11 protein-coding genes and 1 tRNA gene are annotated in these 15,784 nt (G+C 43.5%); all 12 read right to left on the bottom strand.

Annotation, left to right across the window (positions count from 1 at the left end):
* Nucleotides 1-99 precede the first annotated feature (99 nt).
* The 12 genes from fusA to AC27JR_RS14420 all read right to left on the bottom strand — a co-directional run bounded on the left by fusA (nt 100) and on the right by AC27JR_RS14420 (nt 15,702).
* Nucleotides 100-2,214, bottom strand: a complete 2,115-nt coding sequence (gene fusA, locus AC27JR_RS14475) for an elongation factor G (RefSeq protein WP_008108486.1) — start codon at nt 2,212-2,214, stop codon at nt 100-102.
* 27 nt (nt 2,215-2,241) lie between these two features.
* Complete coding sequence (gene rpsG / locus AC27JR_RS14470) at nt 2,242-2,712, bottom strand: 30S ribosomal protein S7 (RefSeq protein WP_010392135.1); 471 nt, start codon at nt 2,710-2,712, stop codon at nt 2,242-2,244.
* A 97-nt stretch (nt 2,713-2,809) separates the two neighbouring features.
* Nucleotides 2,810-3,184, bottom strand: a complete 375-nt coding sequence (rpsL, locus tag AC27JR_RS14465; protein ID WP_002958885.1) for a 30S ribosomal protein S12 — start codon at nt 3,182-3,184, stop codon at nt 2,810-2,812.
* A 194-nt stretch (nt 3,185-3,378) separates the two neighbouring features.
* Nucleotides 3,379-7,551 carry a DNA-directed RNA polymerase subunit beta' gene (gene rpoC, locus AC27JR_RS14460; RefSeq protein ID WP_008108469.1) on the bottom strand — a complete coding sequence of 1,391 codons (4,173 nt, stop codon included), beginning with the start codon at nt 7,549-7,551 and terminating at the stop codon, nt 3,379-3,381.
* A gap of 102 nt (nt 7,552-7,653) precedes the next feature.
* Nucleotides 7,654-11,679, bottom strand: a complete 4,026-nt coding sequence (gene rpoB, locus AC27JR_RS14455) for a DNA-directed RNA polymerase subunit beta (protein ID WP_008468836.1) — start codon at nt 11,677-11,679, stop codon at nt 7,654-7,656.
* Between the two features lie 269 nt (nt 11,680-11,948).
* Nucleotides 11,949-12,311, bottom strand: a complete 363-nt coding sequence (gene rplL / locus AC27JR_RS14450) for a 50S ribosomal protein L7/L12 (protein ID WP_008108465.1) — start codon at nt 12,309-12,311, stop codon at nt 11,949-11,951.
* 74 nt (nt 12,312-12,385) lie between these two features.
* A complete protein-coding gene (gene rplJ, locus AC27JR_RS14445) occupies nt 12,386-12,880 on the bottom strand; it encodes a 50S ribosomal protein L10 (protein WP_008108464.1) in 495 nt (164 codons plus the stop codon).
* Nucleotides 12,881-13,200: 320 nt separating this feature from the next.
* On the bottom strand, nt 13,201-13,905 hold the full coding sequence (rplA, locus tag AC27JR_RS14440) for a 50S ribosomal protein L1 (RefSeq protein ID WP_010392122.1): 705 nt from the start codon (nt 13,903-13,905) through the stop codon (nt 13,201-13,203).
* A gap of 4 nt (nt 13,906-13,909) precedes the next feature.
* Nucleotides 13,910-14,338, bottom strand: coding sequence for a 50S ribosomal protein L11 (gene rplK, locus AC27JR_RS14435; RefSeq protein WP_008108462.1), 429 nt, complete (start codon nt 14,336-14,338; stop codon nt 13,910-13,912).
* 217 nt (nt 14,339-14,555) lie between these two features.
* Complete coding sequence (nusG, locus tag AC27JR_RS14430; RefSeq protein ID WP_008108460.1) at nt 14,556-15,113, bottom strand: transcription termination/antitermination protein NusG; 558 nt, start codon at nt 15,111-15,113, stop codon at nt 14,556-14,558.
* A gap of 4 nt (nt 15,114-15,117) precedes the next feature.
* On the bottom strand, nt 15,118-15,495 hold the full coding sequence (gene secE, locus AC27JR_RS14425) for a preprotein translocase subunit SecE (protein ID WP_008468833.1): 378 nt from the start codon (nt 15,493-15,495) through the stop codon (nt 15,118-15,120).
* A gap of 130 nt (nt 15,496-15,625) precedes the next feature.
* A tRNA-Trp gene (locus AC27JR_RS14420) sits at nt 15,626-15,702 on the bottom strand.
* Nucleotides 15,703-15,784 lie beyond the last annotated feature (82 nt).

The raw sequence follows: 15,784 nt of genomic DNA, 5'->3' as shown, positions 1-15,784 counted from the left end.
ATGCGGTTTTACGCGTTCAAACTTTGCTTTTGCCATCTTAAAAAATTCCTAATAAAGAAATTAAAGTCTAACTCACTATTAAGTTAAACAAGCTAAAAATCATATTACAGCGCGAGCTGAAATTATTGTATCTGCAACCTGCTTAGAGGCTTCAGCGTACTTCAAAAACTCCATAGAGTATGAGGCACGGCCCTGTGTTGCAGATCGTAAAGCAGTCGCATAACCGAACATTTCAGAGAGTGGTACCACAGCATTAATTTGCTTAAGGCCACCAAGTGCATCTTCCATGCCTTCGATCATGCCGCGACGACGGTTTAGGTCGCCAACTACATCACCCATGTTTGCTTCAGGAGTGAGTACTTCAACCTTCATTACTGGCTCTAAAAGTGCAGGGTTTGCATCTAGCGCACCTTGTCTCATAGCCAGTGAACCTGCTATTTTAAATGCCATTTCATTCGAATCTACATCATGGAATGAACCATCATATAAAGTCGCTTTAACACCAAGTAATGGGTAGCCTGCCAGTACACCTTGAGCCATTTGCTCTTGGATACCTTTGTCTACCGCAGGGATGTATTCTTTCGGTACTGAGCCACCTACGGTTTCGTTAACGAACTCGTAAATTGGGGCTTCATCATCCGAAATATCCATCGGTTCAAGTTTAAGCCAGACGTGACCATATTGACCACGACCACCTGATTGACGTATAAACTTCCCTTCAACTTCAACAGTTGAACGAATAGCTTCTCGGTATGCAACCTGCGGCTTACCAACGTTACATTCAACACTGAATTCACGTTTCATACGGTCGACAATGATATCAAGGTGAAGTTCACCCATGCCAGAGATAATAGTCTGGCCTGATTCTTCGTCAGTTTGTACGCGGAAAGACGGATCTTCTGCCGCTAGTTTTCCTAGCGCGATACCCATTTTATCCTGGTCAGCGATTGTGCGAGGCTCAACCGCAACAGAGATCACTGGTTCTGGGAACTCCATACGCTCAAGCGTAATGATAGAGTTCGGATCACACAGTGTCTCACCTGTTGTTACGTCTTTGAGACCAATAGCCGCCGCGATGTCGCCTGCGTAGACTTCTTTGATCTCTTCACGTGAGTTTGAATGCATCTGAACGATACGACCAAGACGCTCACGCTTACTTTTTACTGGGTTATATACCGCGTCACCCTGTTTAACAGTACCAGAGTAAACACGGAAAAAGGTTAAAGTGCCAACAAACGGGTCTGTTGCAATCTTAAAAGCAAGTGCAGCAAACGGCGCTTTATCATCAGCAGGACGCTCTTCCTCAGTACCATTTTCTAAGATACCTTGGATTTGTTTCACTTGTGTTGGTGAGGGCATATATTCAACAACGCAATCAAGCACAGCTTGAACACCTTTGTTTTTAAATGCACTACCACACGTCATGGGAACAATTTCGTTCGCTAATGTGCGTTGACGCAAAGCATTTTTAATTTCTGCTTCGCTTAACTCTTCACCTTCTAAGTATTTATCCATTAGTTCTTCAGTAGCTTCAGCAGCGCTTTCAACTAAGTGAGAGCGCCATTCTTCGGCTAGTTCCTGAAGTTCTGCCGGTATTGCCTCATAAGAGAAAGTCATCCCCTGGTCTTCATCATTCCAGTTAATGGCTTTCATTTTAATAAGGTCAATAACACCTTTAAAGTCGTCTTCAGCGCCAATAGGCAGCTGGACTGGAACAGGCGTTGCTCCAAGACGAGATTTCACCTGGCTTACAACCGTTAAGAAGTCAGCGCCCGTGCGATCCATTTTATTTACGAAGATCATTCTCGGAACTTCGTATTTGTTCGCTTGACGCCAAACTGTCTCAGTTTGCGGCTGTACACCCGATGAAGCACAAAGAACAACTACCGCACCATCTAATACACGTAAAGAACGCTCTACTTCGATAGTGAAATCTACGTGTCCTGGGGTATCAATAATATTGATGCGATGGTCGTCAAATTGCGCGTCCATCCCTTTCCAGAAACACGTTGTTGCAGCAGAAGTGATTGTGATACCACGCTCTTGTTCCTGCTCCATCCAATCCATAGTTGCGGCGCCATCATGTACTTCACCGATCTTATGAGAAAGACCTGTGTAGAACAGAACACGTTCTGTTGTGGTGGTTTTGCCTGCATCTACGTGAGCACAAATACCGATATTGCGGTAACGCTCAAGTGGAGTTGTACGTGCCATAAAATCCTCTTAAAGGTTAAGGACAGATTACCAACGGTAATGAGCGAATGCTTTGTTCGCTTCAGCCATACGGTGAACGTCTTCACGTTTCTTAACCGCAGTGCCTTTGTTATCAGCAGCGTCAACGATTTCTTGAGCTAAACGTAAGCCCATAGATTTTTCGCCACGCTTACGTGCAGCGTCTACTAACCAACGCATACCTAATGCGTTGCGACGTACTGGACGTACTTCAACTGGTACTTGATAAGTTGAACCACCAACACGGCGAGATTTAACCTCTACCTGTGGGCGGATGTTATCAAGTGCAGTTTCAAAGATTTCTAGGTGCGACTTGCCTGATTTCTCAGCAGCCACGTCTAGCGCACCATAAACGATTTTTTCAGCAGTAGATTTCTTGCCGTCTAACATTACGATGTTAACGAATTTAGCAAGAAGTTCCGATCCGAACTTAGGATCTGGAAGAATTTTACGTTGACCTATTACGCGTCTTCTAGGCATTTTGTATCTCCGGTTTATTCAGGTTTGTCCTTTTGGAACAATCACCCAAAACAATAATTAATAATATTTAGTGCTTGGCCTTACTAACGGAAAACAATTAGCCTTTAGGGCGTTTTGCACCGTATTTAGAACGAGCTTGACGACGGTCGCTAACGCCTGCACAGTCAAGTGCACCACGTACAGTGTGAAAACGCACACCTGGTAAATCTTTAACACGACCACCACGGATTAGGATTACACTGTGCTCTTGAAGGTTATGACCTTCACCACCGATGTATGAAGTTACTTCGAAACCGTTAGTTAAACGTACACGAGCTACTTTACGTAACGCCGAGTTTGGTTTCTTAGGTGTAGTTGTATATACGCGAGTACATACACCACGCTTTTGCGGACACGCTTTAAGCGCAGCTGAGTTACTTTTAGTAACCTTGCTACGACGTGGCTTACGCACTAGCTGGTTAATAGTTGCCATTTAAATAGCTCCTGAAATTAAAATTACTACTGAAAAAAATAAAAAATCCGCCCTTGTTTTACCAGCATGTTTTAAACGTGCAAGTAAATGGGTGGCGGAATTTTAATGAGCAAAGATTGACCTGTCAACCTAAACCGCTCGCAAGGCAGCAGATAACTACCTTGCTAAACTCTAATCTATTGATTAGATTCGGTTTATTGATTTCCAGATAAATCCGCGTTTAAAGCATCAGTTAGTGCTTGAGTTGCCTCTTCTGCACTTACCGTTTGCTCTTCAACAACGTCTTTTTGCTTACGACGAGCCATACGCTCTTGATGATACGCAAAACCGGTACCGGCTGGGATCAATCGACCCACAATTACGTTTTCTTTCAGACCGCGTAGTTCATCGCTCTTACCATTTACAGCGGCTTCTGTTAGGACACGAGTTGTCTCCTGGAACGAGGCTGCTGAGATGAAAGATTCTGTCGCTAGTGATGCTTTTGTGATACCCATTAACTGGATTTCAAACTTAGCTGGGATCTTACCTTGAGCTTCAAGGTCGCGGTTTGCGATATTAACGCGTGCCACTTCAATTTGCTCACCGGCTAAGAACTCAGTATCACCACCGTCTAGAATGATACATTTACGTAGCATTTGACGAATAATAGTTTCAATGTGCTTATCATTGATCTTAACGCCCTGCAAACGGTAAACCTCTTGCACTTCGTTAACAATGTAGTTAGCAACATGAGTCACACCACGTAGGCGTAAGATGTCATGCGGTGATTCTGGACCATCGGCGATAACTTCACCTTTAGACACTTGCTCACCTTCAAACACGTTAAGTTGACGCCACTTAGGAATCATTTCTTCGTAATGATCGCCTTCAGCTGGTGTAATAACTAAACGTTTCTTACCTTTAGTCTCTTTACCGAAGCTAATCGTACCGGTGATTTCAGCTAAGATAGCTGGATCTTTCGGCTTACGCGCTTCAAATAAGTCGGCTACGCGTGGTAGACCACCCGTGATATCACGAGTTTTCGAACCTTCTTGCGGAATACGTGCTAACACGTCACCTGGGTTTGCAGTCGCGCCGTCAGTTACTTCAATCGTGGTGAATGAAGGAAGACGCGTTTCTTGCAAGCCACGCTCATCACTTTCAATGATAAGTTTCGGCTCTTTCGCATTCGCTTTAGCAAGATCTTTAACAACTACACGGGTTAAACCGGTTAGTTCATCAGTCTGTGCTTCAGTGTTTGAATCATCGATATCGCTGAACGATACTTTTGACTTATGCTCAAGAACGATTGGGTGACTATGCGGGTCCCAAGTAGCAACGATGTCGTTACCTTGAACTTCTGCATTGTCTTGCACTGTTAATACCGCACCATAAGGTACTTTATAACGTTCTTTCTCACGACCATAGCTATCAATGATAGTGATCTCGGTAGAACGTGAGGTAATAACAATCTTACCGTCTGTATTTAATACATATTTAGCGTTGTGAAGTTTTAATGTACCGTTTGTTTTAACTTGTACATTATTTTCAGCAGACGCTCTTGATGCCGCACCACCGATGTGGAAGGTACGCATCGTAAGCTGTGTACCCGGCTCACCGATTGACTGTGCCGCGATAACACCTACTGATTCACCCGCGTTGATGATATGACCACGTGCAAGGTCACGACCATAACACTTAGCACAAACACCAAAGTCGTTATCACAGGTGATAACTGAACGTACACGAACTTCATCTACTGAGTGCTCTTCTAAAAGGTCACACAGTTTTTCGTCAAGCATGATGTTACGCTCTACAAGTACTGTATTAGTACCTGGAATTACAACATCTTCAGCAACAACACGACCTAGTACACGTTCGCGAAGTGCTTCTACAACGTCACCACCTTCAATTAGCGGTTTCATTGTTAAGCCATCTTCTGTGCCACAATCGTCTTCATTGATTACCAAATCTTGTGCAACGTCTACTAGACGACGCGTTAGGTAACCCGAGTTCGCTGTTTTCAGTGCTGTATCAGCAAGACCCTTACGCGCACCGTGCGTTGAGATGAAGTACTGAAGTACGTTTAGACCTTCACGGAAGTTAGCCGTGATTGGCGTCTCGATGATTGAACCATCTGGACGTGCCATTAGGCCACGCATACCTGCTAGCTGACGGATCTGAGCGGCACTACCACGAGCACCTGAGTCGGCCATCATAAACACTGAGTTAAATGACGGTTGCTCTACTTCTTCACCTTGGGCATTGATAACCGTGTCTTTTGACAAGTTGGCCATCATTTCACGTGATAAGTTTTCATTTACACGTGACCAGATATCGATAACTTTGTTGTACTTTTCACCAGCCGTTACAAGACCTGATTGGAATTGTTGGTTGATTTCAGTTACTTCAGCTTCAGCTGATTCAATGATTGATGCTTTAACTGGTGGGATAACTAAGTCATCGATACCAATTGAAACACCTGACTTCATTGCATAGTGGAAACCGGTGTACATGATTTGGTCAGCAAACATAACAGTGTCTTTTAGACCAAGACGACGGTAACACTCATTAATTAAGCCAGAAATCTGCTTTTTACCTAGGGCTTGGTTGATTGACTCATACGGCATGCCTTTTGGTAAAATTAGAGACAGTATCGCACGACCAACAGTAGTATCAATCACGGTTACAGTGTCTTCAACAACACCTTCTTCGTTTTTAACTGATTGGCTAATACGTACTTTCACTATCGCGTGAAGGTCGGCATTACCACTACGGTATGCTTTTTCTGCTTCTTTTGGATCTTTAAATACGGCGCCTTCGCCTTTCGCGTTAATACGATCACGCGTCATGTAATAAAGACCTAATACAACGTCCTGTGAAGGAACGATGATTGGCTCACCATTAGCTGGCGATAAGATGTTGTTTGTAGACATCATTAACGCACGAGCTTCAAGCTGCGCTTCAATTGTTAGCGGTACGTGTACCGCCATTTGGTCACCATCGAAATCGGCGTTGTAGGCCGCACATACTAATGGGTGCAAATGAATCGCTTTACCTTCGATAAGCACAGGTTCAAACGCTTGGATACCCAAACGGTGAAGTGTTGGTGCACGGTTAAGTAATACTGGATGTTCACGAATTACTTCGTCTAGTACATCCCATACTTCCGCTACTTCACGCTCAACCATCTTTTTAGCTGCTTTGATTGTCGTAGCCATGCCGCGACGTTCTAATTTGCCATAGATGAATGGTTTGAAAAGCTCTAATGCCATCTTCTTAGGAAGACCACACTGATGAAGCTTAAGTGTAGGACCAACCGTAATTACAGAACGGCCAGAGTAATCTACACGCTTACCAAGTAAGTTCTGACGGAAACGACCTTGCTTACCTTTGATCATATCAGCAAGCGATTTAAGAGGACGTTTGTTAGAACCTGTAATTGCACGACCACGACGACCGTTATCAAGTAGCGCATCGACCGCTTCTTGTAACATACGTTTTTCGTTGCGTACGATAATATCTGGTGCAGCTAAATCTAGTAGACGCTTAAGACGGTTATTACGGTTAATAACACGACGGTAAAGGTCATTTAGATCAGATGTCGCAAAACGACCACCGTCTAGTGGTACTAATGGACGTAAGTCAGGTGGCAATACTGGAAGTACTGTCATAATCATCCACTCAGGGTTATTACCTGATTGGTGGAACGATTCCATTAACTTAAGACGTTTAGTGATCTTTTTACGCTTAGTTTCAGAGTTAATTGTTGGTAACTCTTCACGCATTTCTGCAATTAATTGAGCAAGATCGAGTTCACGCAGTAAGTCTAATACTGCTTCAGCACCCATCTTCGCTTCAAACTCATCGCCGTGCTCTTCAAGTGCATCTAGGTATTCTTCTTCACCTAATAGTTGACCACGCTCAAGCGTTGTCATACCAGGCTCAGTTACTACGAATGATTCGAAGTAAAGAACACGTTCAATATCACGAAGCGTCATATCAAGCATTAAGCCGATACGTGACGGTAATGATTTTAAAAACCATATATGCGCAACTGGACTTGCCAGTTCTATATGACCCATACGGTCACGACGCACTTTAGTGAGTGTTACTTCAACGCCACACTTTTCACAGATCACACCACGGTGTTTAAGGCGTTTATATTTACCACATAAACACTCATAATCTTTCACTGGGCCGAAAATACGGGCACAGAATAAGCCATCGCGCTCAGGCTTGAAAGTACGGTAGTTAATAGTCTCAGGTTTCTTTACTTCACCGTATGACCATGAACGAACCATGTCTGGTGAAGCAAGACCAATGCGAATTGCATCGAATTCTTCGGTCTTATTTTGTTGCTTCAGAAACTTAAGTAAGTCTTTCACCTTAGCTCTCCTGTCGGAGTTAATCTTGAGGACGGATGTTCTCGTCCCTACATTCTATTCAGCCATAACAGATGCTGCAGCGTTAACTGCAGCATCTAAGGCTTAATTTTCTTCCAACTCGATGTTGATACCCAGTGAGCGGATTTCTTTCAACAATACGTTGAACGATTCTGGCATACCTGGTTCCATTTTATGGTTACCATCAACGATGTTTTTATACATCTTAGTACGACCGTTCACGTCATCCGATTTCACTGTTAGCATTTCTTGTAGCGTGTAAGCAGCACCGTAAGCTTCAAGTGCCCATACTTCCATCTCACCAAAACGCTGGCCACCGAACTGTGCTTTACCACCCAGCGGCTGCTGAGTAACAAGGCTGTAAGAACCAGTAGAACGCGCGTGCATCTTATCGTCAACCAAGTGGTTAAGTTTAAGCATGTACATGTAACCTACAGTTACTTGACGTTCAAACTGATCGCCAGTACGGCCATCATAAAGTGTAACCTGACCACTTCTAGGGTAGCCGCCTAGCTCTAGCATGTCTTTGATTTCGCTTTCTTTCGCGCCATCAAATGCAGGAGTAGCAATCGGTAAACCACCTTTCAAGTTTTCAGCTAAACGACGAATCTCGTCATCAGAGAAACTAGCAATATCCACAACCTGACGAGATTCACCGATCTCATAAGCTTGTTTGATGAATGCGCGTAGCTCATGAAGCTCGCGTTGCTCTTTCATCATTTCTTCTAAGCGCTCACCAATACCGCGTGCAGCTAGACCCATATGTGTTTCAAGGATCTGACCGATGTTCATTCGCGATGGTACACCTAGTGGATTTAGTACGATATCTACCGTACGACCTTTGTCATCGTATGGCATATCTTCTACTGGTACGATAGTCGAGATAACACCTTTGTTACCGTGACGACCCGCCATTTTATCACCTGGTTGGATACGACGTTTAACAGCTAGGTATACTTTAACAATCTTAAGTACGCCTGGTGCTAAGTCATCACCTTGGGTAATTTTACGACGTTTGTTTTCAAACTTCTTATCGTATTCAGCTTTAAGCTCATCGTACTGTGCAGCTAGTTGCTCAAGTTCAGCTTGCTTGTCTTCTTCAGCAAGGCTTTGAGTTAGTAACTTTTCAGCATTCAGTGACGCTAAGTTGTCTTCATCGAAACCAGCTGCCACAAGTAACTTGCGTGCACGGTCTAAAACACCGGCTTCTAGAATACGGAACTCTTCGTTGAAGTCTTTCTTCGCTTCGCGAAGCTGCATGTCTTCAACTTCTAACGCACGTTTATCTTTTTCAACACCATCACGGGTGAAAACTTGTACGTCGATTACAGTACCAGTTACAGAGTTTGGTACACGTAAAGAGCTGTCTTTAACGTCAGACGCTTTCTCACCGAAGATAGCACGTAGTAGCTTTTCTTCAGGAGTTAATTGCGTTTCGCCTTTCGGAGTCACTTTACCTACTAGGATATCGCCGCCTTTAACTTCAGCACCAATATATACAACACCTGATTCATCAAGCTTGCCTAGTGCAGATTCACCCACGTTCGGGATATCTGCTGTGATCTCTTCTGAGCCTAATTTAGTATCACGGGCGATACACTGTAGTTCTTGAATATGAATAGTCGTTAGACGATCTTCTTCAACTACGCGCTCTGATAGTAAGATTGAATCCTCGAAGTTGTAACCGTTCCATGGCATGAATGCCACGCGAAGGTTTTGACCAAGGGCTAAGTCACCTAAGTCAGTCGAAGGACCATCTGCTAACACATCGCCACGAGTAACCGGTTCACCAACCATACAAGTCGGCTTTTGGTTAATACATGTATTTTGGTTAGAACGTGTGTACTTGGTTAAGTTGTAGATGTCGATGCCCGCTTCACCAGGGATGCGTTCTTCTTCATGTACATTAACAACGATGCGACTTGCGTCGGCATACATTACTTCACCACCACGTTTAGCAACAATCGTTACACCAGAATCTTTCGCTAGTGTTAACTCAATACCAGTACCTACTAACGGCTTATCCGCTTTCAATGTTGGTACTGCTTGACGTTGCATGTTTGAACCCATCAATGCACGGTTAGCATCATCGTGTTCTAGGAACGGGATAAGTGCGGCCGCTACAGAGATCACCTGTTGTGGTGATACATCCATATATTGCTGATCCATGCGACCCATAAAGGTTGATTCACCTTTGTGACGACATGGAATAAGTTCATCTACAAACTCATTGGTTTCAGTTAAGTTTGAGTTCGCCTGTGCGATAACAAACTGACCTTCTTCAATGGCTGATAGGTAATCAACTTCATCAGTTACTACACCGTCTACCACTTTGCGGTAAGGTGTTTCTAAGAAACCGTAGTCATTGGTACGTGCATACGTAGACAATGAGTTAATTAGACCGATGTTTGGACCCTCAGGAGTCTCGATTGGACATACGCGACCGTAGTGAGTTACGTGAACGTCACGTACTTCAAAGCCAGCGCGTTCACGAGTTAGACCGCCCGGACCCAATGCAGAAATACGACGCTTGTGCGTTACTTCTGATAGCGGGTTATTTTGGTCCATAAACTGTGATAACTGAGACGAGCCGAAGAACTCTTTAACTGCTGCCGAAATAGGCTTAGCGTTAATAAGATCTTGTGGCATGATCGCATCTAGGTCACCTAAGCTTAAACGCTCACGTACAGCACGTTCTACACGTACTAAACCTACACGGAATTGGTTCTCAGCCATTTCGCCAACACTACGTATACGACGGTTGCCTAAGTGGTCTATATCATCAACATCGCCAACACCGTTACGAATAGCAATCAATACTTTCATAACCGCTACGATGTCTTCTTTGCTTAATGTGCCAGGGCCTGTGTCTGAATCGTAACCAACACGGCTATTGAACTTCATACGACCTACTGTTGATAAGTCATAGCGTTCTTCTGAGAAGAATAAGTTCTCAAATAAGGCTTCAGCCGCGTCTTTCGTCGGTGGCTCGCCTGGGCGCATCATGCGATAAATTTCTACTAGTGCTTCTAAACGGTTGCTTGACGAGTCAATGTTCAATGTATTTGACATGTAAGCGCCGCTGTCCACTTCATTGATGTATAGTGTATCAATGGTCGTGTGACCGGCTTTAACCAATTCAGCCATCATTTCAAGCGTTAGCTCGTCATTTGCAGTAGCAATGATTTCACCTGTTGACTCATCAACATAGTTCTTCGCTAATACACGGCCAATGATGTACTCATGTGGTACTTCTAATTGCTTAATGCCTTTTTTCTCGATGCTCTTGATGTGGCGAGCCGTAACACGACGACCGCTTTCAACAAGGACTTCACCGTCTTCGCTCTTGATATCAAAAGCGGCAGTTTCACCACGTAAACGTGAAGGTACAAGTTCCATGAGAACTTTACCGTCAGCGATTTCAAACGCAGTAGTATCGAAGAAGATATCTAGGATTTCTTCACTCGTGTACTCAAGTGCACGTAAAATGATAGACGCCGGTAATTTACGACGACGGTCAATACGTACATATAAGTTATCTTTTGCATCAAATTCGAAGTCTAACCATGAACCACGGTAAGGAATTACACGTGCGTTATAAAGCACTTTACCTGACGAGTGAGTTTTACCGCGGTCGTTATCAAAGAATACACCAGGGCTACGGTGTAGCTGAGAAACGATAACACGCTCTGTACCATTGATTACAAAAGTACCGGTATCGGTCATGAGCGGAATTTCGCCCATGTAAACTTCTTGCTCTTTAATGTCTTTAACTGTGCCTGGAGCTTCTTTGTCCATTACTACAAGACGCAGTTTCACGCGAAGTGGAGCAGAATAAGTCACACCGCGAATTTGACATTCTTTTACATCGAATACTGGCTCACCAATACGATAACTTACGTATTGAAGCTCAGAATTTCCCGAGTAGCTTTTAATTGGGAACACAGAACGGAAGGCAGCTTCCAAACCATGATCGCCATCAGCGTCCGGGACTAAGAATTTTTTAAACGATTCTAACTGTGTTGACAGTAAGAAAGGTATATCCAAAACTTGTGGACGTTTACCAAAATCCTTACGGATACGTTTCTTTTCAGAATAAGAGTAAGCCATGGGGTTCCTCAGCTTGCTGATCTTTGACCCGACCTGTTCTTGTAAGAACAGACTTAACTGGCATCTATGCCAAGATGTACAACATTTAACTGTTGTTCCAACTTAATCCCACCTCAACACTAGCAAACTATAAAGCGTTGAAATTAAAGAATAAATCAGATTTTATTTGCGCTATAAGAATAGTCGCTCTATAGCGCAAAAAGGCCGGTGATTAAATAATCACCAGCCCTTGCCTGATTTCTCAGGCAGCGAACCTAGCAAAAGCTAGATTACTTAACCTCAACTTCAGCACCAGCTTCTGTAAGGTCTTTAGCAAGAGCTTCAGCTTCTTCCTTAGAGATACCTTCTTTAACTGGAGTTGGAGCAGCTTCAACTAGAGCTTTAGCTTCTTTTAAGCCAAGACCAGTTGCGCCACGTACAGCTTTGATTGCCGCAACTTTATTAGCGCCAGCGCCAGTAAGGATTACGTCAAATTCTGTTTTCTCTTCAGCAGCTTCAGCAGCAGGACCTGCTACCATAGCAGCTGCAGCAGTTACGCCGAATTTTTCTTCCATTGCTTCAACTAGAGCAACAACGTCCATTACTGACATTTCAGCAATTGCGTCAAGGATTTGGTCTTTAGTTACAGACATTACAAATTTCCTAATAATTAACGGACTCTAAGGTCCAAATAAATTTACACCGAAAGGGATTAAACAGCTTAAAATTAAGCAGCTTGCTCTTCTTTCTGTACACGTACTGCTTCAATTGTTTTACACAATTTACCAGCAGACGCTTCTTTCATAGCGCTCATTAAGCGTGCAACAGCTTCGTCGTATGTAGGTAGAGTTGCAAGCATAGCTGCATCTACTACATTACCTTCAAAAGCGGCCGTTTTAAGCTCAAATTTCTCATTCTTTTTCGCGAAGTCTGAAAAGATACGCGCAGCAGCACCTGGGTGCTCTGATGAGAAAGCGATTAAGCTTGGACCAACAAATGAATCAGATAGGCATTCAAAGTCTGTTCCTTCAAGAGCACGTTTAGCTAGAGTGTTACGGACAACTTTCATCCAAACACCCGCTTCGCGAGCTTCTTTACGAAGGGCAGTGATTGCACCAACTGTTACACCACGAGAATCTGCAACTACTGCAGATAGAGCACCAGTGGCTGCTTCGTTGACTTCAGCAACAATTGCCTTTTTGCCTTGAAGATTTAAAGCCATGGGTGTTACTCCTGGTTTAATGGGTTGCCGTACATCGGCTTCCCTGTTTTACTCTTCCCCATCAATAAAGATGGAGATGCTTTTTACGGCGAGAGCCAGAAGATTAGGAAAAATCTATCTGGGGATTCACACCGTCTACGTAGGTAATATTAAGGCCGAAGCCGCCTACGGTCTTGGACGGAAGCCCAATTTATCGCGTTGCCCGAAGGCGCTTCGAAATTATGGACTTCAACCCGAATTCTTTACTTTGCGATTAACTAAATTAATCAGCAAAATGGCGCAAAATTATAGTACAAATTTCACGCCATGTAAACACTCAATTAAGCAACAACTGTGCTTAAAGTGCCTTGGTCAACAGAAACACCTGCGCCCATTGTTGTAGAGATAGTTACTTTCTTCAAGTAAACACCTTTAGCTTGAGAAGGTTTAGCCTTCTTAAGCGCAACAATTAGAGCTTCAAGGTTTTGTTGTAACTGCTCAGCAGTGAAATCAACCTTACCAATAGTAGTATGGATGATACCATTTTTGTCATTGCGGTAACGCACTTGACCTGCTTTCGCATTTTTAACTGCTTCTGCAACGTTAGGTGTTACAGTACCAGTTTTAGGGTTTGGCATTAGACCACGTGGGCCTAAGATTTGACCTAGTTGACCAACAACACGCATAGCGTCTGGTGATGCAACAACAACGTCAAAATTCATCTCGCCTTTCTTAACTAGGTCAGCAAGATCTTCCATGCCTACTAATTCAGCACCGGCTTCTTTTGCAGCTTCTGCATTAGCGCCTTGAGTGAATACAGCAACACGAACGTCACGACCAGTACCGTTAGGTAGTACAGTAGCACCACGAACGTTTTGATCAGATTTACGAGCATCGATACCAAGGTTAACAGCAACGTCAACACTTTCTACGAATTTAGCTGTTGCTAGTTCTTTTAAAAGAGCAACTGCTTCGTTAATTTCGTAATCTTTAGTTACTTCCACTTTTTCGCGGATAGTACGCATACGTTTAGTTAATTTAGCCATTATCTTAGTCCTCTACGTTCAAGCCCATCGCACGCGCAGAACCTGCGATAGTGCGAACCGCAGCTTCTAAATCAGAAGCTGTAAGGTCTGGTTTCTTTGTCTCAACGATTTCTTCAAGTTGAGCACGAGTTACTGTGCCTACTTTTTCAGTGTTAGGACGGCCTGAACCAGATTTGATACCTGCAGCTTTCTTAAGTAAGTAAGCAGCCGGTGGCGTTTTCATGTCGAACGTAAATGAACGGTCGCCGTAAACAGAGATCACTACAGGAACTGGAGCGCCTTTTTCGATAGATTCTGTACGTGCGTTGAACGCTTTACAGAATTCCATGATGTTTACACCGTGTTGACCTAGTGCTGGACCTACTGGAGGACTAGGGTTAGCCATACCAGCAGCAACTTGTAGCTTGATTAGAGCTTCAACTTTCTTAGCCATTATAAATACCTCATTAGGTGGGTCTTAGCCTTGTGCGCGCGAGGACGCGTACTCTAGCGGCTTCCCAGTTTAAAAATTGGTTTCTCACTTTTTAGTAAACAGTTAAACAAACGTTTTCCCTGAATACAAAAAGGCCGCTGATTATAAGTTAATCAGCGGCCTTTTTCAAGCTTCGTGCCAAAAATTTAAAAACTTTTGACGCGACGCTTTAAATCAATTACTTATCTTGTTCAACTTGACCAAATTCAAGTTCAACTGGCGTAGAACGACCAAAAATAAGTACCGACACTTTAACGCGGCTCTTTTCGTAGTCAACTTCTTCAACCACACCACTAAAGTCTGCAAATGGACCATCAGTAACACGAACCACTTCACCCGGCTCAAATAATGTTGCTGGTTTAGGCGCTTCTGCGTTCTCTTGTAGACGGTTAAGAATACGATCAGCTTCTTTAGTGCTGATAGGCGCAGGACGGTCTGATGTGCCACCAATAAAGCCCATAACACGTTCAGTGCTATTTACTAAGTGCCAGCTTGCATCGTTCATATCCATTTGTACTAGTACGTAACCTGGGAAGAATTTACGCTCAGATTTACGCTTTTGACCAGCACGCATCTCTACTACTTCTTCAGTAGGAACTAATACTTCACCAAAGCTATCTTCTAGACCTTTGATTTTAATGTGCTCTAATAAAGTTTGAGCAACACGCTTCTCATAACCTGAGAAAGCCTGTACTACGTACCAACGTAGTTTCTTTTCGTTATTCTCATCCGACATGGGATCAGATCTCCAATCCAGTTAAAAAGCCTACAGCGCGGAATAATATGCCATCTAATCCCCAAAGGATTAATGCCATAATCACTGTTGCAACCATTACGATTAATGTCGTGTGCGTTGTCTCTTGACGCGTTGGCCAAACTACTTTACGTACTTCAATACGTGCTTCTTTTGCAAAAGCTAGAAAGGTACGTCCTTTTTCAGTTACTGCTGCGATGCCTAAACCCGCTGCAACGGCAACAACAACACCAATAGCACGTAATAATACAGACTGATCTGCATACATATAATTACCAACTACTGCGCCTGCAAGTAGCGCAATTGCCACAAGCCACTTTACCGCATCCATCCCACTTGATGGTGTTTCCACATTCGTGCTCATAATATTATTACCTTAACTACAGACACAACAACCCTGCACGTCGACAGGGTTAATCCATTAAAATCTAAACTTAAAAACAAGCTTACTTAAACCGATTTTTAGTTCTAGACTTTGCTCACTTTGTAAAAATTGGCAGGGGCGGAGAGATTCGAACTCCCAACCGTCGGTTTTGGAGACCGCTGTTCTACCAATTGGAACTACGCCCCTGCAAAGTGGATGCCTATTATACTTACGCAATTCATTAACACAAGAGTAAAGATACCCATCTGATAAAATCTTCGCGGTTAAT

This window comes from Pseudoalteromonas sp. NH0006-26 (assembly GCF_057552415.1).
The sequence above is the reverse complement of the archived record's forward strand: the minus strand, read 5'-3'. Positions and strand labels throughout refer to the sequence as shown.

Coding starts and splice junctions, on each gene's coding strand:
- fusA (WP_008108486.1), bottom strand. CDS start 2,214: ATGGCACGTACAACTCCACTTGAGCGTTACCGCAATATCGGTATTTGT.
- rpsG (WP_010392135.1), bottom strand. CDS start 2,712: ATGCCTAGAAGACGCGTAATAGGTCAACGTAAAATTCTTCCAGATCCT.
- rpsL (WP_002958885.1), bottom strand. CDS start 3,184: ATGGCAACTATTAACCAGCTAGTGCGTAAGCCACGTCGTAGCAAGGTT.
- rpoB (WP_008468836.1), bottom strand. CDS start 11,679: ATGGCTTACTCTTATTCTGAAAAGAAACGTATCCGTAAGGATTTTGGT.
- rplL (WP_008108465.1), bottom strand. CDS start 12,311: ATGTCTGTAACTAAAGACCAAATCCTTGACGCAATTGCTGAAATGTCA.
- rplJ (WP_008108464.1), bottom strand. CDS start 12,880: ATGGCTTTAAATCTTCAAGGCAAAAAGGCAATTGTTGCTGAAGTCAAC.
- rplA (WP_010392122.1), bottom strand. CDS start 13,905: ATGGCTAAATTAACTAAACGTATGCGTACTATCCGCGAAAAAGTGGAA.
- rplK (WP_008108462.1), bottom strand. CDS start 14,338: ATGGCTAAGAAAGTTGAAGCTCTAATCAAGCTACAAGTTGCTGCTGGT.
- nusG (WP_008108460.1), bottom strand. CDS start 15,113: ATGTCGGATGAGAATAACGAAAAGAAACTACGTTGGTACGTAGTACAG.
- secE (WP_008468833.1), bottom strand. CDS start 15,495: ATGAGCACGAATGTGGAAACACCATCAAGTGGGATGGATGCGGTAAAG.